At 46.0% G+C, this 24,981-nt stretch carries 21 protein-coding genes; 7 read left to right on the plus strand and 14 right to left on the minus strand.

The annotated features are described in order from the left end of the window. Nucleotides 1-184: 184 nt before the first annotated feature. From GX089_16920 to larC, 4 genes are all read right to left on the minus strand, one after another. Nucleotides 185-1,270 carry a hypothetical protein gene (locus GX089_16920; protein NLP04179.1) on the minus strand — a complete coding sequence of 362 codons (1,086 nt, stop codon included), beginning with the start codon at nt 1,268-1,270 and terminating at the stop codon, nt 185-187. A 158-nt stretch (nt 1,271-1,428) separates the two neighbouring features. Next, nucleotides 1,429-2,022: an HD domain-containing protein gene (locus GX089_16925; GenBank protein NLP04180.1), complete on the minus strand. Its 594-nt coding sequence runs from the start codon at nt 2,020-2,022 to the stop codon at nt 1,429-1,431. A 29-nt stretch (nt 2,023-2,051) separates the two neighbouring features. Then, nucleotides 2,052-2,381, minus strand: coding sequence for a GNAT family N-acetyltransferase (locus GX089_16930; protein ID NLP04181.1), 330 nt, complete (start codon nt 2,379-2,381; stop codon nt 2,052-2,054). A 664-nt stretch (nt 2,382-3,045) separates the two neighbouring features. Continuing rightward, a complete protein-coding gene (gene larC / locus GX089_16935) occupies nt 3,046-4,206 on the minus strand; it encodes a nickel pincer cofactor biosynthesis protein LarC (GenBank protein NLP04182.1) in 1,161 nt (386 codons plus the stop codon). Nucleotides 4,207-4,392: 186 nt separating this feature from the next. Here larC and rsgA point away from each other — a divergent pair, with 186 nt between their 5' ends. Further along, nucleotides 4,393-5,289, plus strand: coding sequence for a ribosome small subunit-dependent GTPase A (gene rsgA, locus GX089_16940; GenBank protein ID NLP04183.1), 897 nt, complete (start codon nt 4,393-4,395; stop codon nt 5,287-5,289). Here rsgA and GX089_16945 read toward each other — a convergent pair whose 3' ends face one another. Continuing rightward, a complete protein-coding gene (locus tag GX089_16945; protein ID NLP04184.1) occupies nt 5,290-6,120 on the minus strand; it encodes an ABC transporter permease in 831 nt (276 codons plus the stop codon). It lies immediately after the preceding gene. Between the two features lie 165 nt (nt 6,121-6,285). Here GX089_16945 and GX089_16950 point away from each other — a divergent pair, with 165 nt between their 5' ends. The 6 genes from GX089_16950 to GX089_16975 all read left to right on the plus strand — a co-directional run bounded on the left by GX089_16950 (nt 6,286) and on the right by GX089_16975 (nt 13,169). Further along, nucleotides 6,286-7,767: a glycosidase gene (locus tag GX089_16950; GenBank protein ID NLP04185.1), complete on the plus strand. Its 1,482-nt coding sequence runs from the start codon at nt 6,286-6,288 to the stop codon at nt 7,765-7,767. 395 nt (nt 7,768-8,162) lie between these two features. Beyond that, nucleotides 8,163-9,959 (plus strand): hypothetical protein, encoded by a 1,797-nt coding sequence (locus GX089_16955; protein ID NLP04186.1) that lies wholly within the window; start codon nt 8,163-8,165, stop codon nt 9,957-9,959. Nucleotides 9,960-9,970: 11 nt separating this feature from the next. Next, nucleotides 9,971-10,693 carry a 2Fe-2S iron-sulfur cluster binding domain-containing protein gene (locus tag GX089_16960; protein ID NLP04187.1) on the plus strand — a complete coding sequence of 241 codons (723 nt, stop codon included), beginning with the start codon at nt 9,971-9,973 and terminating at the stop codon, nt 10,691-10,693. A 2-nt stretch (nt 10,694-10,695) separates the two neighbouring features. Next, on the plus strand, nt 10,696-11,235 hold the full coding sequence (locus GX089_16965) for an NADP oxidoreductase (protein ID NLP04188.1): 540 nt from the start codon (nt 10,696-10,698) through the stop codon (nt 11,233-11,235). Nucleotides 11,236-11,251: 16 nt separating this feature from the next. Then, on the plus strand, nt 11,252-12,715 hold the full coding sequence (locus tag GX089_16970) for a Ni/Fe hydrogenase subunit alpha (protein ID NLP04189.1): 1,464 nt from the start codon (nt 11,252-11,254) through the stop codon (nt 12,713-12,715). Beyond that, nucleotides 12,684-13,169 (plus strand): hydrogenase maturation protease, encoded by a 486-nt coding sequence (locus GX089_16975; GenBank protein NLP04190.1) that lies wholly within the window; start codon nt 12,684-12,686, stop codon nt 13,167-13,169. Before GX089_16970 ends, GX089_16975 begins: the two co-directional genes overlap by 32 nt. 720 nt (nt 13,170-13,889) lie before the next feature. On the opposite strand, the gene GX089_16980 is transcribed toward GX089_16975, so the two are convergent. The 9 genes from GX089_16980 to hypF all read right to left on the minus strand — a co-directional run bounded on the left by GX089_16980 (nt 13,890) and on the right by hypF (nt 24,582). Next, nucleotides 13,890-15,047 (minus strand): glycosyltransferase family 4 protein, encoded by a 1,158-nt coding sequence (locus tag GX089_16980; protein NLP04191.1) that lies wholly within the window; start codon nt 15,045-15,047, stop codon nt 13,890-13,892. Nucleotides 15,048-15,096: 49 nt separating this feature from the next. Next, nucleotides 15,097-16,686 (minus strand): DUF1957 domain-containing protein, encoded by a 1,590-nt coding sequence (locus GX089_16985; protein NLP04192.1) that lies wholly within the window; start codon nt 16,684-16,686, stop codon nt 15,097-15,099. Further along, complete coding sequence (locus tag GX089_16990) at nt 16,679-18,469, minus strand: DUF4912 domain-containing protein (protein NLP04193.1); 1,791 nt, start codon at nt 18,467-18,469, stop codon at nt 16,679-16,681. Before GX089_16990 ends, GX089_16985 begins: the two co-directional genes overlap by 8 nt. 513 nt (nt 18,470-18,982) lie before the next feature. Then, nucleotides 18,983-19,642, minus strand: a complete 660-nt coding sequence (gene hypB / locus GX089_16995; protein NLP04194.1) for a hydrogenase nickel incorporation protein HypB — start codon at nt 19,640-19,642, stop codon at nt 18,983-18,985. Next, on the minus strand, nt 19,643-19,984 hold the full coding sequence (gene hypA, locus GX089_17000) for a hydrogenase maturation nickel metallochaperone HypA (GenBank protein ID NLP04195.1): 342 nt from the start codon (nt 19,982-19,984) through the stop codon (nt 19,643-19,645). It abuts the gene before it with no gap. A 42-nt stretch (nt 19,985-20,026) separates the two neighbouring features. Continuing rightward, entirely contained in the window at nt 20,027-21,040 is a 1,014-nt protein-coding gene (gene hypE, locus GX089_17005) for a hydrogenase expression/formation protein HypE (GenBank protein ID NLP04196.1), read from the minus strand. Beyond that, complete coding sequence (gene hypD / locus GX089_17010; GenBank protein ID NLP04197.1) at nt 21,030-22,118, minus strand: hydrogenase formation protein HypD; 1,089 nt, start codon at nt 22,116-22,118, stop codon at nt 21,030-21,032. The genes hypE and hypD overlap by 11 nt, the downstream gene beginning before the upstream one ends. Further along, nucleotides 22,115-22,342, minus strand: a complete 228-nt coding sequence (locus GX089_17015; protein ID NLP04198.1) for a HypC/HybG/HupF family hydrogenase formation chaperone — start codon at nt 22,340-22,342, stop codon at nt 22,115-22,117. Before GX089_17015 ends, hypD begins: the two co-directional genes overlap by 4 nt. Continuing rightward, on the minus strand, nt 22,333-24,582 hold the full coding sequence (gene hypF / locus GX089_17020; GenBank protein ID NLP04199.1) for a carbamoyltransferase HypF: 2,250 nt from the start codon (nt 24,580-24,582) through the stop codon (nt 22,333-22,335). The genes GX089_17015 and hypF overlap by 10 nt, the downstream gene beginning before the upstream one ends. Between the last annotated feature and the right edge of the window lie 399 nt (nt 24,583-24,981).

The following is a 24,981-nucleotide window of genomic DNA, read 5'->3' on the forward strand; positions in this document are numbered from 1 at the left end:
GCACTGTTCTGAGTGAAGCTGATCTTGAGCATTATATCAAAGATGCACAGCATAAAGGGATTGTTTGGACAAAGCAGTCTATGCAACCACAGTAATCTCAACCCCTGCCATCCTTTTCAGGCTCTGACAATTTACTTATACAGTATAATACCGGAATCAGGTATTGTTTACAGAGGAGCAGGTTTCATTTCTTCTTTTTTAAACATGGAACCGGCTTCTTACCATTATGCTCACTTATGGAATTATAAATCATATTGACCATGCAATCTACCACCTCATCATCGCATTCCTCATCATCTGCCAATAAGTCAGCAACAAGTCTGGATGAATTCTCCTCAATATTTATCAATCTCAGATTACAGTAGATATTCGAAAATTTGTTTGCCTTTCCAAGAATTTCGGTTCTCATCCCGTTATCAAACCTAATATGCCGTGTTACTCTTGCACTTGGACGTTGATCGCTTATGTTGTACATCAGTATCAGATAATCGACTGACTGAGACTTCAGTTGTACCAGAATCTCTTCCGGAATTTTTACAATAGATGTTCCTTCCAGCTTCTCAGCATAGATCTTCCTGAAATCTGTTTCAGTTTTAAAATCAATCCTCTCAACAGGGATTTTCTTTTTCATAAACATCTTCTGAAGCTCAGCATTCAGAATATTGGCTGTCACCCGCTTCTGATCCACATATAGCATACAATAAGCTACCTTTTTATTTTCCAGGTCAGAACAAGAGAAATTTTGCTTGGGGACCTGTTCGTTCCCAGCCTTCAACTCCCGGAAAAATTTAACAATGTCATGCCCCTCTTCAGCCACATTTGTTGCCAGCTCATCTACATGTTCACCTCTTAGCGATGACCTTTGATCAGTCAATTCAAATACAATCTTTCCATTCTGAGGCACCACTGCTTTCAAATAGACTTTGCATCCCGACCTCCCCGGCCCGAATCCAAAATTGACCCGCTTTTTGGCATCCCCGTTCTCCATTACCAGAAACTTTCCACTTATCAGCAGATCAGGTTCAATTTCAATCTGGGCAGAATCTATAACAGTGTAACCGCAACTGCTTATGCCTTTTTTTAATATATCTCTGAATTGCTCAATATAAACTTCCTGTCTCTGAACACCATTGAATTCCTCAGCCGGCTCAATAGTGCCGATAGCAATCACCCTGGCATTGATCAGATCGTCTCTCGAGTTAATCACCAGTTCATCAAAACACCAGGCGGAAATTACTGATACAAGTATAATAGAAAACAACCTTCTCAATACTGCCTCCATTTTCCTGGATTATGGTATTCCTATTATTTTTAATCTAAATAAATGAGGAATGCAGTAGTAAAAGTATTTATAATTGCAATTTTCTTGTATACATTAACCATCCGCTCCGGGTTTTTATTCTCTTATCGGAGGCAAATTCCCATCACTCACTTTTCCAAATCTCCACTCCTCACAGCTTCTGTTATCAGAGATTCGGCGAATTCCCAGATTTTTTTTGACCCTTTTTCAATCTGTTTATTTACACCCAATACTCTGTCTGATGTCACGTGGTGCATTTTCCAGGCATGTCCGTGATCGAGATAGTTCTGCATCACCGGGCCCAGACGATCCAGTGAACCGGCAAATTTTGCCTCAGCGCTTTCTTTCGCTTCAAATTCCTTCCACAAAGCCAGATATTCATCGCGCTGGTCATCAGGAAGCAATCCAAATACCCTCTCAGCACATTCCAATTCTTTCTTTGCCTTATCTTCCTGATTCTCCTGGTATAAAAACGTATCGCCGGCATCAATTTCAACCAGGTCATGAATCAGTGCCATCTTTACTACCTTCAGTACATCAATGCTCTCATTTGAATATTCACTCAGCATAAGAGCCATAAGGCTCATATGCCATGCATGTTCAGCATCGTTTTCATATCTTTTATCGTGAAATATCCTTGTCCTGCGGAAAATGCTCTTGACCTTATCCACCTCGATCAGAAATCTCATCTGACTTTGGAACCGTTCTTCAAATTGTCCCATATCCATGATTGAATTATCTCCTTTTCTATTCAGATATACAGTACCGCTGCAGTCTCAAGCAATGCTTTACCTGTGCCCTGTTTCCGGTACTGTGGAAGAACAAAAAACTCATCGATCTCTGCTGTCATTCCAAAATTCTCGAGACTGAACACATAGACAGCAAGCAGATAACCTGCTGCACCGGGCTCTGTCAATGCAAGCCAGCCAGCACCTAAAGCAGACTTGGATAACAGGTGAACAAGCTGGCTTTTAATAAGGTCCGGCTGGAAGCCTTGAATTTCCTCAAATGTCCAGTATTCCCGTACAAGCGGCAAAATAATCCCAGCATCCTCAGCACAAGCTCGTCGTATTGTTTTCATACAACTCCTTTCAAGCTAAAAAGGTTTGTTGTGATGTTGGTTTGATATGATGCTGTTCAATTTTTTTTACAAATAAATTAACTCTGTACGGAACTGTCTCTGTCGATTCCATCCTGGTCAAATTTAAGAATAAAAATCATCTCTAATGTGGTCGGCGATTGTGTCCTGAACCCATTTATCACACCCAAGCCTCTCAAGTCCTCTATCTTTCATAGTAATCTCCTGTCATGAAGTACAGCGGTTCTTCCGCTCCGGAAGCAAGTTAAGTACTTCTGTTTACTCTGGCAATTACACCCGTGAACAGATTGAAAACAAATTTTCCTCCTTTACTAAAATAAAAGCAACCGGCTATTCTCTTCTGTTCAGCGGAATAGGTATCGATTTTCCAGGGTTATACTTTTTTGCATACGGACTTAATAAAATGATCAAAGATGACCAATACTGGGATAGTGATAAAATTTCTCCCGATGGATATTTTCAGATGGTTTTGGGTGAAGTCGGTTTGGGTGTCGGTTCTCCATGACAGTCGCTGGAGCAGTATTGTCATCTATCGGCAAGCGCAAGTCGGCCGAATACGGCAGAAGACTACAATTAACATTCAGTCCCAGTTCTTTACAATTGAATGTATTTTTCTAATAGAACATATCCGGTATTTGCCTGTCCCTTATTCTTTCTCTTTTACATACCTCTCCATGAGCTCTATAAGCGGCACATTCGTACTTTTAGAAAGGTTATCAAGCGCATCATACTCCAACTTTGAAAAAGAATACCCCTTATAGGTACAAACCTTCTCTCCTGTTCTCATCCCCATGAATTCTCTTTCCCTATTCTCCCTTGCTGCAAGCACACGCTGAACTCGCTGTACCCTCACACCAAGAGTTCTGGTGTGGATTATGATCAGATCGATTAATCTCCGGTAATCTGAGTCTGAAGCCATGACAGTGAGCCGGTAGGCGGGTCTCCCCTTTTTCATGTAAACCGGTGTAAAGGAGACATCAAGCGCCCCGCTCTCAAAAAGCCTCCCTGCAACATGTCCCATCACCTCCGCAGAGATATGATCCATGTCCGTCTCAATAAGGTAAACGGAATCGCCTGTAATCACCTTGTCATCTGATTCATATAGATTTACCCGCAGAAGATTCGGATAATTCTCAAATACTTTCGTGCCGCATCCATATCCCGTTTTAATGAGTTTGCCCTCCTCCATTACAGGCAACTGTTTCCCAAGAGCTGTCAGAAGAGCTGCACCAGTGGGGGTCAGCAGCTCGGTTTCAATATCGAGAGTTTTAAGAGTCAATCCCTGAATCATATGTGAAGTAGCCGGAACCGGTACCGGCATCACTCCATGAGCCGCCTTGATCGTACCATGCCCATCTGTCAGTACAGAATAGGTAATCTCCTCTATTCCCAGGTATTCAAGCCCCAGACTGACACCCAGTATATCGATTATGGTATCAACAGCCCCTATTTCGTGGAAATGCACCCTCTCTTTTGAGATACCATGAACTGCCGCTTCCGCTTCTGCCAGTCTGTTAAGGACGACTTCACATCTTCTGTAAACACTCCCGTTGAAATTCCCCGACTTTATTATCTCCAGAATCTGGTGGAGATGCCTGTATTGGCTTGCCTGCTCCCATTTCGGATCAATGAAAGTGCACTGAATCCCGTTACGGGTTGTCTTCTCTGCAGTTATACTAATCTTCTCCACAGAAAGTCTTGCCAGGGAATCGTTCAGATGTTCAAGTGGATAGCCCAGATCAATAAGGGATGAAAGAATCATATCACCGCTGGCACCACACAGGATGTCGAAATAGAGTTTTTTCATTTCAGGCCTGACCTCGTTTCAATTTGCTCTGATTATTGTAAAAAATAAATATGACCTTCCGAAGATTATCTGGTATTTTTTATTTTCCACAGACAATATGACACTGTACGGGTCCCGAATGAAGCCCGAACACTGGATGAGGTGCTGATAAACTCAAAAAACAGGAATAACGCATAGTAGAGAAATATGTCAATTTCAGGAAGAGTGACAGAGGAACAGAAAAACTATCTGATTGTGGATACTTCCGAGGGTTTGGTTCGCTCAACAATCAAGGGTACTTTAAAGAAGGAGAAGACCAGGGTTTACACAGGTGATTTTGTAGATCTGGAAATCATAAACAAGGAACCCCTGACAGGGATTATCACCAGGGTTCATGAGCGAAGCAGTCTTCTCAGGCGACCGGCCGTAGCAAATCTCTCCCAGGTTTTTTTTATCTTTACTCTTAAAGCCCCTCCGCTCGATCTCAAATCCCTTGACAGGTTCCTTTTCTCTGCTCAGGTATATAAATTGAAGGCACACATTGTATTCAATAAAATCGACCTCCTGAACAGTGATGAACAGCGTCAACTGGAGTCTTTTTCCAGCATCTACAGAAAAATCGGGTACACAACACTCTGGACTTCAGCAGTTACTGGTGAAGGGCTTGCAGAGCTTGTGGAGCACTGCAAAAATCACATTTCTGCATTTTCCGGCCTGTCAGGAGCAGGAAAGAGCTCACTATTGTCAAAATTTATCCCTGAGAAAAGTTTTCGTACCGCAGATGTTTCAGGAAGTACCGGAAGAGGTACTCACACCACAACCAATGTTTCTCTCTTCCCTCTTAAAGAAGGCGGATATGTGGCAGACACACCGGGTCTATCTTTCGTAAACATACCAGCAGTTCCCGAAGAAGAAGTGATAAACTATTTCCCTGAACTGGAATGCAGAATAGGCCAATGCAGGTATAACAACTGCATTCATGGCGGAGAACCTGGCTGTGTGGTCGACAAGCTGATCAAGGAAAACGAAATAGCAGATTTCAGAAAAGAGCACTACCTCGAAATCTACAGGGAGATGAAGGAGATAAGGAAACGTTACAGATAGTCAGAAAATCTCTTCTCTGTCAAATCTCCATACCAGAAACAGATAAAAACCTGCGCTGTAAAGGGCTACATTCAGTGCTGGATGAACGGGGCTTGAGCTCCTGAAAACTGTATCCTGAATAAGAGATGTGGCATAGTACTGAAGTGCTGTCAGTTTCGGCCATAACATCACCCATAATGATGTCTTGATCTCTTCCTGCATACCAATGATAGATCTTGCAGCCTGGGATTGTGCCAACGCGTAAAAAGAATCCATTGCAAAGCTGATTACCGCAATCCCTATTCCCAGAAGCGCAGCAATTACATCTGGCATTAGAAACGCAAAAAAAGAGACAGACACCACTGCAAAAAAGATGTTAAACGCAACAATCATCGATGCCGGAAGAAACCAGGCAATACGGCCGCCGGTATTAAAAAGCATAATAAGGTAAACCGAAAAATGCAGGATAAATGTAAAGCCGTATGAGAGCAGAAAAATCCCGGTAATTTTACCTGAAACGTACTGGATTCTGCTAACTGGTTTTGACAACACAGAAACAGCCATTCCGTTTTCCCTGTCACGCCTGAAAACCCTCATCGACAGGAGAACCGCGATAAGAACACCAGCGGCTGATATCAGATGAAAAGCCCAGAGTGAGGCATGCCACCCCATTGTCACAGAATCAACTCTCTGTCCATTGACAAACATATCACTGCTGAAACATCCGCGGAGCATAATCACAAAGAGAACTGAAATGATAGTAAGTATATAGAAACTGCGGTAATGCAGTTCATCATTAATAGTAAATAAAGCAGTATGTATCAGATTACGCAGCTTTTGACCAGTTCTCATGTGATTTTCCTGGAAAACAAACTATCTGGGGATTCTGTGGAAAAACATCACAGACATCCAATAATATAATTCCTTGTGATGGCTTCCTTCAGACATATATTTTTATACTCTTTTTTCTCTTGTTCTTTGCTGCGTAATTTTTTTGCAGCGTTCTTTATCTGCTTTATGAAACCAAACACATTAGAAGTAAAAAGAACCCGGATCCGTATTACTCCCGATCCATCAAGAGTACTTATCCGGCCCTTCATTCCACAAAATGAAAACCGAGTCATGAAAATCATCTCCCGGGTACTCTCTCTTCCTGAGGAAACAGTAAAAATACAGATTCAGAGCGTATTGGATGATTTTTCGGGACGACATCTTGATATTAAGAAAATTTTCGGGCGACATTTTGAGATGGTCCGTCCTTGCATGTTTACCGATCTGGAACCATCCCAGGAGCGCAAGCTTCTCATTGGCTCGATGTTTACAAGTGAATACGCGTTTGAATGTGCCGCTCTATTTAATCCATCCATAGTCCCTCATCCCGACCAGTCAGGGCTCCCGGAGGGTTCCCTTCGTTTCATCATGAGCCTGCGTGCCACCGGTGAAGGGCACATCTCATCAATAACTTTCAGAATGGGTGTGATCGACAAAGATCTCAATATAGATATCACCGATCCAACACGTTTTGTGACTCCACCGGAAATAATCGAGAATTCCCACTATGATAAGGCTCTCTTCTGCCAGAAATTGCATGAGATGGGAGTTTTAAACAGTTATTCCGAATCGTTGATGGAAAGGCTAGATGATCCCTTCACATTAGATGAGTTGACAGTTCAGATTGAAAAAGAGAGGCATGAAAGTCACAGGCGTTCCCAGACAGCTCTTGTTACCCGTGATGGAATGATCTGGCTTGCCAAATCCAATTACGAACTCCGTTTTCTGCCTGAACAGCGGATCTCCCAAAGGATCATTTTCCCCACCGGGCCAAGCGAGCAGAACGGCATTGAGGACGCAAGATTTGTGCAGTTTAAAAATGATGACGGAAGTCAGATCTATTATGCCACCTACACAGCATACGATGGGAAAACAATACTGCCCCAGCTGATGCAGACTGAGGATTTTCTCAATTTCAAGATAATCACCCTTAACGGTAAAGCGGTCCAGAATAAAGGAATGGCCCTGTTTCCCAGAAAACTCAATGATAAATACGTTATGCTCTCCAGACAGGATAATGAAAACCTGTTTATAATGTTTTCTGATAATATCCATTTCTGGTATGAAATGATTCCGCTTTTAAAACCCACTTTTCCCTGGGAGTTTGTGCAGGTCGGCAACTGCGGACCTCCCATCGAGACAAAAGAAGGATGGCTTGTACTCACCCATGGAGTGGGACCTATGCGTAAATACTGTATTGGTGCAGTTCTTCTTGATCTCGAAGACCCCCGAAAAGTGATAGGACGTCTCAACCAACCGCTTCTTATGCCTGGTGCTAACGAACGGGAAGGGTATGTTCCCAATGTGGTTTACACTTGCGGGGCATTAATCCATCGGGAAAATCTGATTCTCCCCTATGCAATGTCGGATTATGCAACCGGGATTGCCATCGTGGAATTAGAGCCTCTTCTAGAGTTGTTAAAAACCGGACATAGCAGATCGACGTGATTAGTGGCGCCTCCATAGAAGAAAAGCCCGGTTTAACCGGGCTTTTTTTGGCCAGAGGCGGCATTAATGCCGCCGAAAAACGCGGCGAACGCCGCCGATGGCCTCATCTCCGGGGTGAAATAGAGTTCTAAACCCTCTAAAAACCCGCCCCCTCACAAACCCGCAATATCCTTTGCCCCGTTTCCGTAGTTCTTATCAGTTTTTGTGAAATTTGGTTCAATATTATGCGGAAATTCCAATTAGATTCCCGCTTTTTGATTCCTCGATCATTATTTTTTTGTTCAAAACCGTTCATTAATTATTTTTATGTTCTGGAATGTCCATATATATATTTTTCAATTGAAGATTCTTGAACTCGGTCCCGATGCACCTCAACCAGAAAAGGTGAAACGGTTATGAACTCCTCTCTTTCCAGGATCATAAGGCAATACAATGCTGACCCTACTCGTCTGATGGATATCCTTCTGGATTGTCAATCAGAACTGGGTTGCATCTCAGGTGAGTTCAGAAAACAAATCGCCTCCGAACTTAATATCTCCGAGGTAGACGTCGAACAGACCATGTCTTTTTACCACTTTCTCTCCTCAGAACCAAGAGGAAAGTACACTGTTTACCTCAATAACAGTGTAGTGGCTAAGATGTTCGGCTATGATCAGGTTGTCAAGGCATTCCAGGAAGAAGCCGGATGCGGGATAGACCAGGTATCACCCGATGGTCTTATTGGCCTGTTCAACACATCCTGTATAGGGATGAACGATCAGGAACCCGCCGCTCTTATAAACGGAATCGTCTTCCCCAGGCTCACTACTTACAAAGTAAAGGAGCTTGTAAAGGGAATGAGGATGGGAAAAAGTGTTGAGGAACTACAGACTGACGGTCTGGGAGACGGCAATAACGCATCAGAACTTCTCAAATCAACAGTTACAAATAATATCAGAAAAAAAGGCCCTGTAATTTTCTCAGATTATACTCCAGGTGACGCTATAAAGAAAATGATCAACTCCTCTCCTGAGGAAATCATATCTCTTGTCAAAAAATCCGGAGTAAGGGGACGGGGTGGCGCAGGTTTCCCAACCGGTCTTAAATGGGAATTCTGCCGCAAATCAAAAGGAACATACCGCTACGTTTTCTGCAATGCCGATGAGGGTGAGCCGGGAACTTTTAAAGACAGGGTCATTCTTACCGAATACCCCAACCAGCTTTTTGAGGGTATGGTTATCGCGGGTTATGCAGTGGGAAGCACTCAGGGAATTCTTTACCTGAGATTTGAATACAGGTATCTGAAAAAATTTCTGGAAAAAGTGCTTGAAGAGATGCGCGCCAAAAAATTGCTTGGCAAAAGCATCGGCGGCAAAGATGGATTCGATTTCGATATCCGGATCCAGTTTGGAGCAGGCGCTTATGTCTGCGGAGAGGAATCTGCGCTGATAGAATCCGCAGAGGGAAAACGCGGAGAACCCCGTGACAGGCCGCCATTCCCGGCGGAAAAGGGGTATCTTGACTCCCCCACAGTAATAAACAATGTGGAAACGCTCTGTTCAGTAGTCAAGATAGTTCTCAACGGCAGCGACTGGTATCGCGCGCTTGGCACTGCCCAGTCAGCCGGAACAAAAGTGATAAGCATATCGGGTGACTGTCAGTTCCCGGGTATCTATGAAGTGGAGTGGGGCTTTAACATCCATGATCTCCTGGAAATGGTGGGAGCTGAAGATGTGCAGGCTGTACAGGTCGGAGGTCCCTCGGGCTATTGCATTGGTCCCGATGATTTCGACAGAACGCTGGCTTATGAGGATCTCTCTACAGGCGGCTCCATAATAATTTTCAACAACAGCAGGAATCTTCTCAAAGATGTAGTCCTGAATTTTACCGAGTTTTTTATCGATGAATCCTGCGGGGCATGCGCACCATGCCGCTATATGTCGGTGCTTCTGAAACAGAAGCTGCAAAAGATACTCAGCGGAACCGGTGTTCCCGCGGATTTGCGTGATCTGGAACAGTGGTCATCGATAATGCCGGCTAACAGATGCGGACTGGGACAGACAGCAGCTAACCCTATTCGTTCTACCCTGAAAAATTTCCGTCATCTGTATGTAAATCTTATTCGAAAAGACACCGGATTTGATTCCGGATTCAATCTCACAGCCGCGGAAGCGCAATCCTGCGCGGTCGCAGGCAGAAAACCCTCACTGTAAGGTGCAGATATATGAGTGAAAACGTAAAATTTACAATCGATGGTAAAGAGTGTACCGCTGAAAAGGGTGCCTCTATCCTGGCAGCGGCAAAAGCCAACGGCATTTTTATCCCTACGTTGTGCCATGTCGATGGAATTACTCCCAGGGGCTCCTGCCGTGTCTGTACGGTAAAGGTAAACGGCAGGATGATGACTGCCTGCACGACACCGGTCACCGACGGAATGAAAGTCGAGTGCGATACCGCGGAACTGAAAGACCTGCGCAAACAGATAATTGAACTTCTGTTTGTAGAGGGAAATCATTACTGTCCTGCATGCGAAAAATCAGGAAACTGCGAACTCCAGGCACTTGGATACCGTTTTGGCATGCTGGTTCCCCGTTATCCCTATCAGTTCCCGACACGGGATATCGATGCTTCCAATCCCAAGCTGATGATGGATCATAACCGCTGTATTCTTTGCAGAAGATGTATCAGAGCTATTAAGGACAAAGATGGAAAGAGTCTCTTTGCAGTAAAGAAACGCGGTTTCAAGATGACTGTAAATATAGATACGGAACTTGCCGCAAATATCTCTGATGAACAGGCACAGAAGGCGGCTGATATCTGCCCTGTCGGTGCGCTGTTGAAAAAAGAGAATGGTTTCAAAATACCTGTCGGAGAAAGAAAATTCGAAAAGAAACCGATCGGGTACGATATCGAGCATCAAAACGCGGAAGTCCCGGAGGAGAAATAATCATGCAGAAACCTTTAGTCGCCACCGCCTCACTTGCAGGCTGTTTCGGATGTCACATGTCAATACTTGACATCGATGAAAAGATACTCGATCTGATCGAGCTTGTCGATTTCAACAAATCACCCATAACCGATATAAAGACCTTCTCTCGTCCATGCGACATTGGAATCATCGAGGGTGGATGCTGCAATAATGAGAATGTGCACGTTCTGAAGCAGTTCCGTAAAAACTGCAAAATCCTTGTCTCCTGCGGTGAATGTGCTCTCATGGGTGGACTGCCGGCAATGAGAAATGGTATTCCGGTAAGAGAATGTCTTGAGGAAGCATATCTGAAAAGTCCGACGGTTGATGACACGATCATCCCCAGTGACGCCGAGCTTCCTATTATCCTTGACAGAGTTTATCCCTGTCACGAAATTGTGAAAATCGACTATTTTCTTCCGGGATGTCCTCCAAGAGCGGAGCTGATCTGGGATGCGCTAACAGCGCTTCTGGCCGGAAAACCACTTAACCTCGAATATGAAACTTTAAAATACGACTGATCTAACTGGAGCAAAAATGTCCAAGAAAATTACTATCGAACCTGTTACCAGGGTTGAAGGACACGGTAAAGTCACTATCCACCTCGATGATAACAACAAAGTCACTCAGAGCAGGCTGCATATAGTAGAGTTCAGAGGTTTCGAAAGATTCGTCCAGGGGCGTCCCTACTGGGAAGCTCCGGTACTTGTGCAGCGTCTCTGCGGAATCTGTCCTGTGAGCCATCACCTTGCCGCTGCCAAGGCTATCGATGTGGTTATAGGAGTCGGGCCTGATGGTCTCTCCCCTGCCGGTGAAAAGATGCGTCGTCTGATGCATTATGGGCAGATATTTCAGTCCCATTCTCTTCACTTCTTCCATCTTGCTTCCCCGGATCTTCTCTTCGGTATCGATGCAGATCCGGAGATTCGCAATGTGATAGGAGTCGCGCTCAATCACAAAGACCTGGCCGTCAGGGGTGTTTTGATGCGCAAATTTGGCCAGGAGATTATTAAAGCCACCGCCGGAAAAAAGATCCACGGAACAGGCGCTATTCCCGGTGGAATCAACAAGAATCTCTCCATAGCCGAGCGGGATTATTTTCTCGATGGCAAAGCGATCCCCAATGTCGACCAGATGATCCAGTGGGCAGAGGCCACAGTGGATTTCTTTAAAGCTTACCATGCTAAAAACAAGGACTTTATCGACAGTTATGCGACTTATCCCTCTAGCTGCATGAGCCTTGTCAGAGAAGATGGAGCATTGGATCTTTACCATGGAAAACTCAGAGCTATCGACAGCGAAGGGAACAAGATCTTCGACATGGTAGACAGCCAGGATTATCTGAGCTATATCGGCGAAGAGGTCAGAAACTGGAGCTACATGAAATTTCCCTATATAAAATCTCTGGGGAAAGAAAAAGGCTGGTATAGAGTCGGACCTCTGGCAAGACTTAACACTTGTGATTTCATTCCCACGCCTCTGGCACAGAGAGAGTTTGAAATTTACAAGGCATACACAAAAGGCAAGCCCAACCATTCTACAATGCATACACACTGGGCAAGGCTGATCGAGATTCTGCATGCCGCTGAAATGATGAAAATACTGCTTAATGATCCTGACCTGCAGAGTACAGATCTGGTGAGAAAAGGAAAGAGGACAGGAGAGGGTGTTGGACTCCTGGAAGCACCTCGCGGTACACTGTTCCATCATTACAGGGTAAATGACGATGATCAGATTACTATGTGCAATCTTATCGTTTCAACGACCAACAACAATGAGCCGATGAACAGGGCTGTTACCTGGGTTGCACAGAACACAATCTCCGGAAAGCCGGAAATCACAGAGGGTCTGCTCAACGGAGTGGAAGTGGTAATCAGAGCTTATGATCCATGCCTGAGCTGTGCTACACACGCTATGGGCAAGATGCCTCTCAAGGTGTCGATCTTCGATCACCAGGATAACCTCTTATGTGAAGGATCAAGGAATATTGATAACCAATAATTCTTCTATTCTGATATATGGGTTTGGAAATCCCGGGCGCAGTGATGATGCGCTCGGGATTTTGTTTTCGGAGAAACTGGAACAACTCAATCTTCCGGACATGTCATTTGAAAGCAACTACCAGCTTAATGCTGAAGATGCGCTTCTTATCTCTGAATTTGATATCGTGATTTTTACCGATGCCTCCTATTCTCCTGAAAGTTTCAGCTTCAAGCGCCTCTCCCCTGCCCCAGAGGTAAGCTTCACTACCCATTCCATGCACCCCTCATCGGTTGTCGCTCTCTGCAATGAACTCTATGACAAGCATCCGCTCTGTTTTATTATGGAAATCAAAGGGTATGAGTGGGAGTTGCGGGAAGAGATATCAGAGAGAGCTCGTGAAAATTTAGAGAGGGCTCTGGAATTTATTCTCCCGATATTGAAAGACAGAGAGGAATTTGAGAAGATCGGGTAGATATTATAAAATCGAAAGAAACCGAAAAGAGCTGAACACAATTTCTTTTATTACACAATCTTTTTTCCTTATTTGCAGTGTGGAAATTATTTCTTTTAAGAGATAAGGCGGGTGAAGTCTCCCCCTGGCTTCAGCCCGCAGAAGACGCAGGATTTTCCCGCCGTAGCTTCTTAGTGTAGGCGGATCTTACGCCACCCCTCTGTGTTGACATAATGCAGTGCCCTGCGGGAAACTGTTACGAGTTGGGTAAGATTGGTTGGCTTCTTAATCTTTACTGATGGAAGAAGAAACGATTATTGTATTCCGGATAAGAATCTGAATTGTGATTAAGGATAGATTATTTCTGGATTCCTGCTTTTGCATAAACGACGTGGAAAGAAAAGTGTTCTTATAATAAACTAATAAACAACTGTCACGTGGGAAGTCCTGCCCATGACGGTCTTCCGGCATGAATAATGATTCGTTACCTTCAGCGGGGGTTTTAGGGGCCCCCGCTCCACCGTAGCTTTTCACGGAGTAAGTTTGACTGGTTGTAGAAATAGCGATTTTACGAAGGAGAGCCGCACTGTTGTAAGGCTTCGCGAAGGTGGGCAGGACACGGCCCCTACCAGATTCTTATACTTTTATCCCAAAAATCTTGTACGCATTCTCCAAAATCAAATGCCGCACAAAGCAACATTTCCAGCCCTGTGCGGCATCGAAGGAGGTAGTAAACGCAAATTAACTGCAGTAAACACCCAGAGTCTGTTCCGCAATCGTATCCCAGGAAAACGAATTCTCCACAGCTTCTCTCCCCTTGCTTCCCATCCACCGCGCGTGCTCGAAATTAGCGAAAAGAGAACCAATACCCCAGGCAATTGACTCAGGATTGGGATAGACCTTGAACCCATTGACATCGTGCCACACAAATTCGGTCCCGTTGTGAGTCGCTATGACCGGTTTTCCCGCCGCCCAGGCCTCAAGAACTACTATTCCGAAAGGCTCATTGCGGCTTGGAACCACAACACAGTCACAGGCACGGTAAAGATCAATCAGGTCACCGCGGGGAAACACTCCATAGAACCGGCATGCATGCGCCACACCCATGCTGCGGGCCATATGCTCCACTCCGCCCTTCATGTCCCCTTCACCTGTAAAGACAAACTTGGCATTGGGATAATAGCGCAGGACATAGGGAATTGCCCGTGCAAGCAGATCCGGTCCCTTCTGCGAGGTCATCCTGCCAACAAAAAGCACAGTCGGATCAACAGGTCCGATAGCGTATCTCCCTTTTATCTGCCCGGGATCTATCCATCCGTCAAAAGAATGGTAGGAGATACCATTGGCCACAACACATGCTTTCCAGTCCGGAACATTGTAAATCCACTGGATCTCATTCTTTAACAACTGCGAAACAGTTATCACCTTGTCAGCACAGTAAGTGCCGTGACGTTCATGGTCCATAATTCTCTGAGATGAGCCGCCGTAAAAATTGTTGCCGCACCTTCCATACTCCGTGGAGTGCATCGTGATAATTCCTTTACGCCCTCTCCCCTGCTTTATCCAGACCATCGCGTTTGATGACATCCAGTCATGCGCATGAACTATGTCAAATCCCGCACCCATGTAGGCTTCCTGATGAAAAACAGCATCCACAAAGGCCCGGCACATATTGTTCACATCATCAACTATGTCGTGCGCACCAGTATAGGGAACCCTGTGATAATGCACACCGTGAATCCTGTCGTACATCCAGTCCCCGGCCCATCTCATCCTTGTAAAGACATGCACCTCGTGTCCTTTACGTTCAAGTGCCGCGGCGAGTTCAGTGACATGTACTGCTACTCCACCCAGTGAAACCGAGTGAAGCGACTCCCACGACAACATGGCTATCCGCATATCAAAACTCCTTTGTAAAATGAAACTGTTCTTCCTTGTTTAAACACTATTAAGTAAACACCTGGTAATCGGCCTCTGGGAAAATACAATCCAGAAGCTCCAATGATGACAAATCATTTTCCTCCAGGCTGTTGTTTTCTATTCCGTTTGCCAGAAAATGAAACCTGCTGACATGATCACGGATCCGCCTTGACGCATACTGTTCCGCTGTTCCGTTCGTGATTATAAACGGCCAGTCTGAGCACTGAGCCAGAAGAAGTTCTCTTACACACTGGTTCAAAGCACGTTTAACCAGAGGACGACGAGCGGAGAGTGCTTCCCCTGATTCTGACAACTTTACCATGCGCCTTATACACTCGTATACCTGTGTCAGAACCCAGTCGGTTTTGCCGTTGCACCAGACATCAAAATAACCTTTGCTACCCCAACTGGAAATACCAGGCACACCATATTGATGAACAGGGTGAAGATTGAGATACGCCAGCGGTGAAATAAGGGAAAAATCATTCTGATCGTAAGCCACCTTTCTGATCAGAAAATCGAGCCACTGAGGCCCCTCAAACCACCAGTGCCCGAAAAGCTCCGCATCAAAAGTAGCCACCACCAGTGGCGTCCCGCTCCCCATCGTCGATGCGATATGGGAGATCTGATCCGCACGTCTGTTCATGAAAACCGCAGCGTGCTCTGCAGCCTTCTCCCTGGCCAGGTAAGGATCGTAGTACTCCTTATGATGATACCCTCTGCCGGTTATCCGCCAGTATTTTATCCCTGTATCAACCCTTATATTTCCTGACATGTATGGCCTGATGTACTCAAAATCAACCTCATGACCTATATCACGATAAAACTCCCGGTAATTGGGGTCCCCGGGGAAACCCTTGTTTGCCGACCAGACTTCCTCTGTACACCCCTGATCCCGTGCCAGTACAGCCACACCCGATGGAGTGTAGAGAGGAGCGTAGACACCATGCAGCGGAAGTACACTTGCATGTTCGATTCCGTGTGATTCCAGAAAGAAATAGCGGATATCCTGTTCCCTGAGATATTCCTCGATTCCTGGTATGTATGCACACTCAGGAAGCCAGAATCCCTGGGGTTTGAACCCAAACGCTTGCTTAAACGCCTTTACGCCCTCACTTACCTGGCACCGTATAGCCCTTGGCTCTGAAGCCAGCAGCGGTAATACAGCATGAGTGGCAGATGTTGTGATGAGCTGAACATGTTTTTGTTTGTAAAGCCAGGAAAAAGCCTCGATCAGGCGTCCTCCCCAGAAATCAAATACACTGCGTGTTTCAAGGAAGTTCTGATGATAAGAGGAGGCAAGCCACTGAAGATGTCCGCTGTAACGTGTCCGACCCTTCTCTTTTTCCGCCAGTTCGATGAGCTTTTCCAGATGATCTCTGTATCGACGGATAAGAATCGGATCTTCCATCATACAGATAAGAGTCGGTGACAGGGAGATTGTGATCTCGAATGGAACCTTGTCTCTCACAAGCCTGCTAAGCACTTTGATAAGAGGAATGTAAGTCTCTGTCATTACCTCAAAAAACCATCTCTCCTCGAGGAAATTATCGTATTCAGGATGTCTAACGTATGGAAGGTGAGCATGGAGTATAATGGCCAGATGACCCTTAATCAAAGTAGACCCCCCTTCTGATCGCAACCGCACAGGCCCAGTAGGTTATGTACATCGCTGCAATGCATTCAGCAGTCTGCAGAAATCCCGGATCATCAGCGGTCCGCGGAAGAACCGGAATCGGCCTGGAGATCATCTCTTTCAGAGCCCAGATAACCGATCCTGGATTGTCATAAAACAAAAGTCCGTTGATCCCGTGCTTTACCAGATGATGAAGGCCTGCCTGATGAGTAGCGATTACCGGCTTTCCCGCCTTAAGCGCCATATCCGCCAGTCCGCCACCCTGCTTGCTTCGTGCGGGAATTATTACCGAATCACAGTTCGTTATGAGCTTTGCAAAAATCTCCGATGGCACATCACCGATAAAGCGGCACCTGTGGGCAATCCCTGAATGCCACACCCTGCCCTCCATCTCCCCCTTCAGATAACCCTCACCGGCAAAAACAAACTGCCCCTGCTGAAATTCATGGCAGATCCCGGGAAGAACACTTACCAGAAGATCCACTCCAGTATGATGAGCCATCTCGCCTGCAAACAGAAAGATCGGTTCTTTATCGTTAAGACCGTACTTACGGCAGAGAAACTCCCTGTCCCGGCTGCTGTCTGGCGCCTTGGCAATCTGATCAGCCACAACCACAACCCTGTCAGGGTCTTTTTTGTAATGCTGGATGATAGTCTGCCTGGTTGATTCTCTGGAAACCAGAACATTTTCTGCTGTGGTTATAAGCTTTCTCTCCCAGGATTCTATCTGCTGAGAAACACTTGTCCTGAGATCAAAATTGGCTCTCTCAAGCTCTATCGAATGCAGGACCCCTGTGATCGGAAGTCCGTTTACACTTGCCACCTCCAGGGCTGCGGGAGCAGAATACCAGTCATGGCACTGAACACAGTTGAAGGATTTGCGGCTGTGAATCTGGGTAAACCGGTCAACCAGCGATTTACTTGTGCTCTTTGCCCTGTTAACAAGTGACTGAGCCTCATTTTCGTAGCAGAATTTGTTGCGGGGAGTGAGAAGGTATGGAACCGCTCTCATTATCCTGCACTTTGCCAGTACCGCCTCCAGAAAATCCGCTATCGGCCCTCGGGGGTCACTGCTGCCACTTATTGCGGATTCATTAAGAAAAACCGCCACTGAAAGCGGAGTATTACCTGTATACTCAAGGGAACGATTCATCCGGTCAAACACAGAACCGCACACAGCGTTTTCTACGGTAAATATTCTGGTGAAACCGTGGGAAACATACAAACCGGAAAAATCAAAACGGGAGGATCTCCGGGGACGGTCAAAATACATGACATTTGAGCGGACACAGGCAAGAAAGCGGCTATCGGAGAAACGGAAACCCACCTCAGCCAGAAGATTGCACTCTGAACGGTTGATATTAAGATAGTAATTACCGGATAAATTGTTGATATCGATATCAAACTGGCTTACCGCATTTAACCCGTTGAATTCTATGCCGCTTACATCGTATACTCTAATGACAAGTTTACAGCCCCGTTCAAATGCCTCCCGCTCCTCCTCCCTCATTTTTTCCACTGTAGAGACGTTTATATGCCACTGGATAAACCCCAGATGGGGATTGACAGCCAGAAGTACCATCCCCTCCTGGTTCAGCTCCGATGGGAAATGAGTACCCGCTATCCAGCATAAATTCCTGAGATTATCCTGAGAAATCGCTTCATTCTCAGTCTTGCTTTCCGATTTTGAGAATTCATTGTCAATCTGGGAAACCGAGAGTTCCTCTTCCGGTGTTAAAACCTGCTCAATTGAATTGGATTGCATCTCTTTTTGCCCTCCTGAATATGTTCTGCTTAGCGCTTTTTGATCACATTTCAGTCTAATAACTGTTTGAAGCCGCCAATCCCCTAAGCTGACAGTAAAAACGCGGATTTTGGCAATGAGCTGAAAACTAAGTGAAATTCAAAAAGGATCTAAAGAGTTATGCAATAACCGTGCCTGTTGCCGTGGGTCAAGAGTTTTTCTCTCAATCATCTCCGGGGTGAAAAAATGACTTATGCGCTTAAGTTCCAAAATCACCTCTTAGGTGCCTCAGCAGTTTAACATTTCACCTGCGAGGTGAATCTGGAATTTAACGAGTTAAACCTGGGCTGTTATATTTCACCCCTTCAGGGCTATTATGTTCTACACAGAAGGTAGCTTGCCTCTAAGATCATTGGCGGAGAACTAACGGAAATGGCCAACCGCGGACTTATTGTTCTTTTGAAGGTTTGAGCCCCTGTCACAGGGGAATAAAAAAGATCATCCGGGGTCTCTCCCCCGGGCTGTGCAGCATTTTCAGGAATTTTTCTCCTTTGAAAATGCCCCCGTAAGCCAGTCAATCCATCCCTCAAGCCCCTGATCCATCCTGCAGGATACCTCCAGTACATCCACCTTCCCGTTTAGCTTCCTGACACTGGAGATATAGTACTCCTTGTCAAAATCCGTATACTGGATCAGATCGATTTTGTTGAGCACCACAAGCCCGCACTCATTGAAAAGAAGCGGGTATTTCTCCGGCTTGTCATGACCTTCGGTCACAGATGAGATGGCAATCTTGAAATGCTCCCCTATATCAAACTCCGCAGGACAGACAAGATTTCCCACATTTTCAACGAAGATTATATCTGTTTTGTCCAGATCAAACTCTCCAAGCGCCTTGCGGATAGTGACCGGCTCAAGATGACATGCACCATCGGTGTTGATAAGCGCAATTGGGATATCGTACTTCTGAAGCCTTATTGCATCCTTGTCAGTAGCTACATCACCCTCTATTACCCCCATGGATAACCGGTCCTTCAGAAGGGAAAGTGTCTTCTCAAGAAGTGTGGTCTTCCCTGAACCCGGTGACCCGATCAGGTTCACCATCAGTACCCTCTTCTCCTTAAGAAGATCCCTTACAAGCTGGGCCTCACCCTCAACCGCCTCCATGATATTTTTTACAATCTTTATCTCCATCTACTCTCCCTCCATCGATTCTATCTGAAGTTCTTTACCTTCTATCACATCGACATCAACACCATTACACCCTTCACAAACAAAGAAATTGTCCTCCACAGCAAACTCTCTCCCGCAGTCGCGGCAGACTGCCTTTGCAGGCACAAAATTTATCTTGACCTCAGCAGATTCTGCAACAGTGCCAATCTTTGCCGTATCAAACGCAAATTGAAACATCTCAGGCACAACCTGCCGCAGTCTTCCGATTCTAAGATTAACCCCCGTAACTCTGGAAATCCCATTTTCCGCAGCAGCAGATTCTATCACCTTTAGAAGATTTTCTACTATACTAAGCTCATGCATAAAACTAAAACCAAATACCTAAAAAAGCACCAATAACAAACACTAACAAATTCTGGGCAACTGATCCCCGGCCGGCATGCTTATAACCCTTGTCCCGCCCACAACAGTTTTCATTTTCACTTTTGCAGCTTCATCTGTTACTCGCCCCACTATTGCAGCATCTTTGCCCAGAGGGTTCTTTCTCATTATGTCCAGCACAAACGGTGCAGCTTCCTCCCGCACAACCATCACCACCTTGCCCTCATTGGCGATAAACAGAGGATCAAACCCGAACATATCGCACATGCCCCTCACCGCCTTGCGCACAGGAAGAGCCTTCTCATCGATCTCAATCCCTATTCCCCCATCTTCAGCCAGTTCACAGAGCACTGTTCCCAGCCCTCCTCGGGTCGCATCACGCATAAACGCAACCGCATCTGTCTTATCAAGCACATCTGCTATGATCCGATTAAGTGCCGCGCAGTCACTTTTTACATCCGCAGAAAACGTCATCCCCTCCCTGGCAGCCAGAATAGCCATCCCATGATCACCTAAAAACCCGTTTACAATAACCACATCCCCGGGTTTCACCCTTTCACAACTCCCGGTACAAGCCCTCTCATCCCTGAATGATCCTATTCCAGCAGTAGTAATAAAAAGTTTGTCAGCCTTCCCCCTGTTGACCACCTTGGTATCACCAGTCACTATCGATACACTGGCCTCAAGAGCAGTCTTTGCCATGGAATCTGCTATTTTCTCCAGATCAGAAAAGGGAAAACCCTCCTCGATAATGAAAGAAGCGCTTAACGCCAGCGGTATCGCCCCGCTTACAGCCAGATCATTTACTGTCCCGCACACAGAGAGCTTGCCTATGTCCCCTCCAGGGAAAAACAACGGATTGACCACAAAGGAATCGGTTGTAAAGGCAACCCTCTCACCCCCGATATTCATCACTGCGGAATCGCTGCGCTGCTCGAGGACAGGGTTGGAAAAACGGGATGCGAAAACGGAATCGATCAATTGATGGGTAAGACGGCCGCCGCTGCCGTGGTTGAGAAGAATCACTTTATTTTCCATAATCTCCGTACTGAAAATAAGCCGAACAGGTCCCCTCCGATGAAACCATACAGGCACCAACAGGGCTGTCCGGAGTACATGCCTTTGCAAACAGTTTACAATCGTAAGGTCTGGCAACACCCTTGAGGATATTACCGCAAATACACCCTTTACTCTCTTTTGTTTTCTCCACTTCTACTTCTATTGCCTCTGCAGCGTCAAACCTGCGGTATCTCCCCCTCAGTTTAAGCCCGCTGAAAGGAATTATCCCCAGCCCCCGCCAGTAATCATCAACAGGCTCGAAAACCTCACCTGTCATCGCCTGCGCACTGAGATTTCCCTCTGGACGAACAGCGCGTTTGTACTGGATCACTACCCTGGCGGCCTTTTCCTCGAACTGCTTTACAATCATCCATATCGACTGAAGAATGTCGGAGGGCTCGAATCCGGAAATCACGCACGGTTTTCTGTATTTTTCCGCTATCGGTTCATAGATACTGCTTCCCGTGATCACACTTACATGTCCCGGGCAGAGATACGCGTCAATCTTTACACCCTCATCGATAAGCGCGGTCATCACAGGAGGCATCACCTTGTGTGAACTGAGCACAAAGAAATTGCCAATCGCAGCCTTCTCTGCCTCGATAACCGCAATAGCTGTCCCCGGAGTCGTTGTCTCAAACCCTATCCCCAGGAAAACCACCTTTTTGTCAGGGTTTGCCGACGCGATCGCAAGAGCTTCCAGTGCCGACCACACCACCTTTACATCAGCACCGGCGGCTCTCTCCTTTTCAAGCGATGATGAAGATCCAGGAACACGGATCAGGTCACCATAGGTGGCGATGATCACTTCCGGTTTACGGGCAAGAGCAACCGCGTGGTCAATAAAACGGATATCTGAAACGCAAACCGGACATCCGGGCCCGGAGATAAGACGTACTGTCTCCGGAAGCATCGATGGGATACCGTAGCGCTGAAGAGCCATCGTGTGGCCCCCGCACACTTCCATTATTGTAACTGGAGTTTTTGATTCAGCACGGATACGCTCAGCTAATGCACGACAATCCCGGTAATTTCTGAAATCTTCCCGGATATTCATTGCTCACCGGAACTTTCCGAAAGCTGTTTAAAGAGGGAAAGTGTCTGCTCAGCTTCATCCATATCCATCTTTTCCAGGATATACCCTGAGTGAACCAAAACAAAATCGCCAATTTCAAGATCTTCAACAAGGTGGGTAGCGGCTTCACAAACCACTTCTCCGAAATCAACACCCGCCTTCATTTCTTTTATCCAAACAACTTTTCCAGGAATTCCTAAACACATTGCCTGCTTCGTCTCCCGGCTGCCACGGCCAACTGCCCCAGTGCTATCCCCCCGTCATTGCAGGGAATCAGGCTGTGAGTGTAAACCGTAAAACCAGCCTTTTTCAATTGCTCCTTAGCCCACCTGAAAATAAATCTGTTCTGGAAACACCCACCAGATAAAACGACTGAATCCAGCCCTGTTTTTCTCCGGATCTCCAGGCAGGTCTTCTCTATAATATCGATTATGGTGCTGTGAAAACGTCCTGAAATCTCCGGCACAGGAACACCGCTAAACACGTCTTCACAGATTTTTCTCACTGCAGGACGTATATCGATGCTTTCCCTTAGCTCCCAGTCGTAGGGATTCATTCTCTTTTCCTCATCGCAATACCCCTCCAGTCTCATCGCTGCCTCTGCCTCAAAGCTGTTAAACGAGCAGATACCAGCAAGTGCGGAAACCGCATCGAAAAGCCGGCCTGCGCTGGAGGTTAACAGGCAGCCTATTTTCCTTTTCATGGCGAATCCCACCGCCTCGAGCATCTGAGGATCTACCCCCTTGAAAAACTGCCCGTACTCCCTCGAAAAAACCTCACCTGCGATATCGTAAAGATACGCTGCAGCCATCCGCCAGGGCTCCACAGAGGCTCTGTCTCCGCCCGGAAGATTTACATACCTTAAATGGGTAAATCGCCTGTACTGCACAAGATCACAGACAAGGAACTCTCCTCCCCACACTGCTCCGTCATCGCCCAGCCCGACACCATCGAATGATACTCCGATTACCTCCCGGTCAATATTGTGCTCTGCGAGACATGATGCGATATGGGCGTGATGATGCTGTACCTCGGTGACAGGAAGCCCGCTCTTATGTGCAAAGATACTGGAGAGGTAATCAGGATGTTTGTCGCAGGCAAAAAGCACAGGATCTACCCGGTAAATAGACCTGAAACGCTCCAGTGATTCCTCGAAAAAGGAGAGCGTTTCCGCGTTTTTAAGGTCACCGATGTGCTGGCTTAAAATTGCCTTGTTCCCCTTTCCTACTGCAAAACAGTTCTTAAGCTCCGCCCCAACAGCCACTATCCCGTCGACATCCTGGGAAAGATTAACCGGTGACGGCACAAGGCCTCTGCTGCGGCGTAAAGTAACCACCTGCCCTGCATAAACCGCTGTAACTGAATCATCTACTCTGTTGTAAATATCCCTGTTATAGCACAGCACCGCATCCGCGATTCCCCTGAATGTTTCAAGAGCCTCGGAATTGCTGATCACAACCGGTTCTTCGGAGATATTTCCACTTGTCATGACCAGTGCCGTGATGTCAAGTCTCTCAAAGAGCATGTAGTGAAACGGCATATATGGAAGCATAGCCCCTATAGTATTAAGACCACTGTTCACCCCTGGAAGCATCTTCCGGCACAGTTTCAGAAGCACGATAGGGCTCACCGCTGATAAAAGCAGTTTTTCTTCCTCTTCATCGACAAACGCATATTCTTTCAGTGCCTCCAGATCACGAAACATTAGTGCAAACGGTTTCCCGTCCCGTCTTTTCCCACTTCTCAGCTTCCTCAGTGGCTCTTCCATAAAGGGGTTACAGGCAAGATGAAACCCGCCGATTCCTTTCACAGCCACAACAGAGCCTTTCTCCAGCATCTTTGCTGTAGCCTCCAAAATCTCATTTATTCCTGTAATCTCTTTCCCGTCCATCATGTAAAGCGTATACGACGGGCCACAGCTGTTACAGGCAAGGGGCTGAGCATGGAATCTGCGGTCAGATGGATCAGCGTACTCCTCAGCGCATTTGGGGCACATCCTGAATGGCGCCATAGTGGTTTTAGGTCGGTCGTAAGGCACCCCTTTTATTATGGAAAACCTTGGCCCGCAGAAAGTGCAATTAACAAAAGGGTAATCGACCCTGTGTGGCTGTTCTTTAAGATCCTTCAGGCAGAGTTCACAAACAGCTATATCGGGGCTTATATCTGTCACAGATTCGGTGTAATCTTCACTCTCCCTTATTGAAAACTCACCGAGCTCCTCACTTTCCACCTCCTGGACTGTTATCTCTTCGATTCTTGCCAGTACCGGAGCCTCAGACCTAATACGTTCGATAAAAATTGAAATATCTTCATCTTTCCCCTGTGCGGCAATTACCACACAGTCAGAGAGGTTCTGCACGTAGCCTTTTATGCAGGAATTCAGGGCAATTTTGTATATGAAGGGGCGGAAACCGATGCCTTGGACGAGGCCGTGGATGTGTAACATTAAGGTTTTCATATATGAAATATACAACCTGAATAGCACACATTTCACAGAGATTCAAAGAATAAAATCACTTCATTGCAGAGAAATGATTTCGTCCTTTACTGTTATTATTTAAGAAATTGATCTAATTTAGAGCATTATCAATGATATACTATTTATTACTTTTTTCATTGACTTAAGTTAGTTCCCATATCAACTTTATATTTATTACCTAATACTCTAATTCTCTTTGCGTTATTTTTTTTCAGACACCTTTCTAAAGGTTAGATAAGATATGTACATCATAGATAGAAGTGCGAACTGTATTTCTGAATTGAATAAATATCGTTCAAAGATTTAGGTTTTAGCGAAGGAGCACATTTACAAGAGTGGCTTGCAAATAACCCCGGAGCTTTAGGA

It is taken from the genome of Fibrobacter sp. (genome assembly GCA_012523595.1).
Lineage (GTDB): Bacteria > Fibrobacterota > Chitinivibrionia > Chitinivibrionales > Chitinispirillaceae > JAAYIG01.

What these genes read in the sequence shown, in the direction of transcription:
- rsgA (NLP04183.1), top strand. Translation starts at nt 4,393, where the DNA reads ATGTCAATTTCAGGAAGAGTGACAGAGGAACAGAAAAACTATCTGATT.
- GX089_16945 (NLP04184.1), bottom strand. Translation starts at nt 6,120, where the DNA reads ATGAGAACTGGTCAAAAGCTGCGTAATCTGATACATACTGCTTTATTT.
- hypF (NLP04199.1), bottom strand. Translation starts at nt 24,582, where the DNA reads ATGTTACACATCCACGGCCTCGTCCAAGGCATCGGTTTCCGCCCCTTC.
- GX089_17015 (NLP04198.1), bottom strand. Translation starts at nt 22,342, where the DNA reads ATGTGTTTAGGAATTCCTGGAAAAGTTGTTTGGATAAAAGAAATGAAG.
- GX089_16965 (NLP04188.1), top strand. Translation starts at nt 10,696, where the DNA reads ATGCAGAAACCTTTAGTCGCCACCGCCTCACTTGCAGGCTGTTTCGGA.
- GX089_16980 (NLP04191.1), bottom strand. Translation starts at nt 15,047, where the DNA reads ATGCGGATAGCCATGTTGTCGTGGGAGTCGCTTCACTCGGTTTCACTG.
- GX089_16960 (NLP04187.1), top strand. Translation starts at nt 9,971, where the DNA reads ATGAGTGAAAACGTAAAATTTACAATCGATGGTAAAGAGTGTACCGCT.
- GX089_16930 (NLP04181.1), bottom strand. Translation starts at nt 2,381, where the DNA reads ATGAAAACAATACGACGAGCTTGTGCTGAGGATGCTGGGATTATTTTG.
- GX089_16955 (NLP04186.1), top strand. Translation starts at nt 8,163, where the DNA reads ATGAACTCCTCTCTTTCCAGGATCATAAGGCAATACAATGCTGACCCT.
- larC (NLP04182.1), bottom strand. Translation starts at nt 4,206, where the DNA reads ATGAAAAAACTCTATTTCGACATCCTGTGTGGTGCCAGCGGTGATATG.
- GX089_16990 (NLP04193.1), bottom strand. Translation starts at nt 18,469, where the DNA reads ATGCAATCCAATTCAATTGAGCAGGTTTTAACACCGGAAGAGGAACTC.
- GX089_16925 (NLP04180.1), bottom strand. Translation starts at nt 2,022, where the DNA reads ATGGGACAATTTGAAGAACGGTTCCAAAGTCAGATGAGATTTCTGATC.
- GX089_16950 (NLP04185.1), top strand. Translation starts at nt 6,286, where the DNA reads ATGAAACCAAACACATTAGAAGTAAAAAGAACCCGGATCCGTATTACT.
- GX089_16970 (NLP04189.1), top strand. Translation starts at nt 11,252, where the DNA reads ATGTCCAAGAAAATTACTATCGAACCTGTTACCAGGGTTGAAGGACAC.
- hypA (NLP04195.1), bottom strand. Translation starts at nt 19,984, where the DNA reads ATGCATGAGCTTAGTATAGTAGAAAATCTTCTAAAGGTGATAGAATCT.
- hypD (NLP04197.1), bottom strand. Translation starts at nt 22,118, where the DNA reads ATGAATATCCGGGAAGATTTCAGAAATTACCGGGATTGTCGTGCATTA.
- hypB (NLP04194.1), bottom strand. Translation starts at nt 19,642, where the DNA reads ATGGAGATAAAGATTGTAAAAAATATCATGGAGGCGGTTGAGGGTGAG.
- hypE (NLP04196.1), bottom strand. Translation starts at nt 21,040, where the DNA reads ATGGAAAATAAAGTGATTCTTCTCAACCACGGCAGCGGCGGCCGTCTT.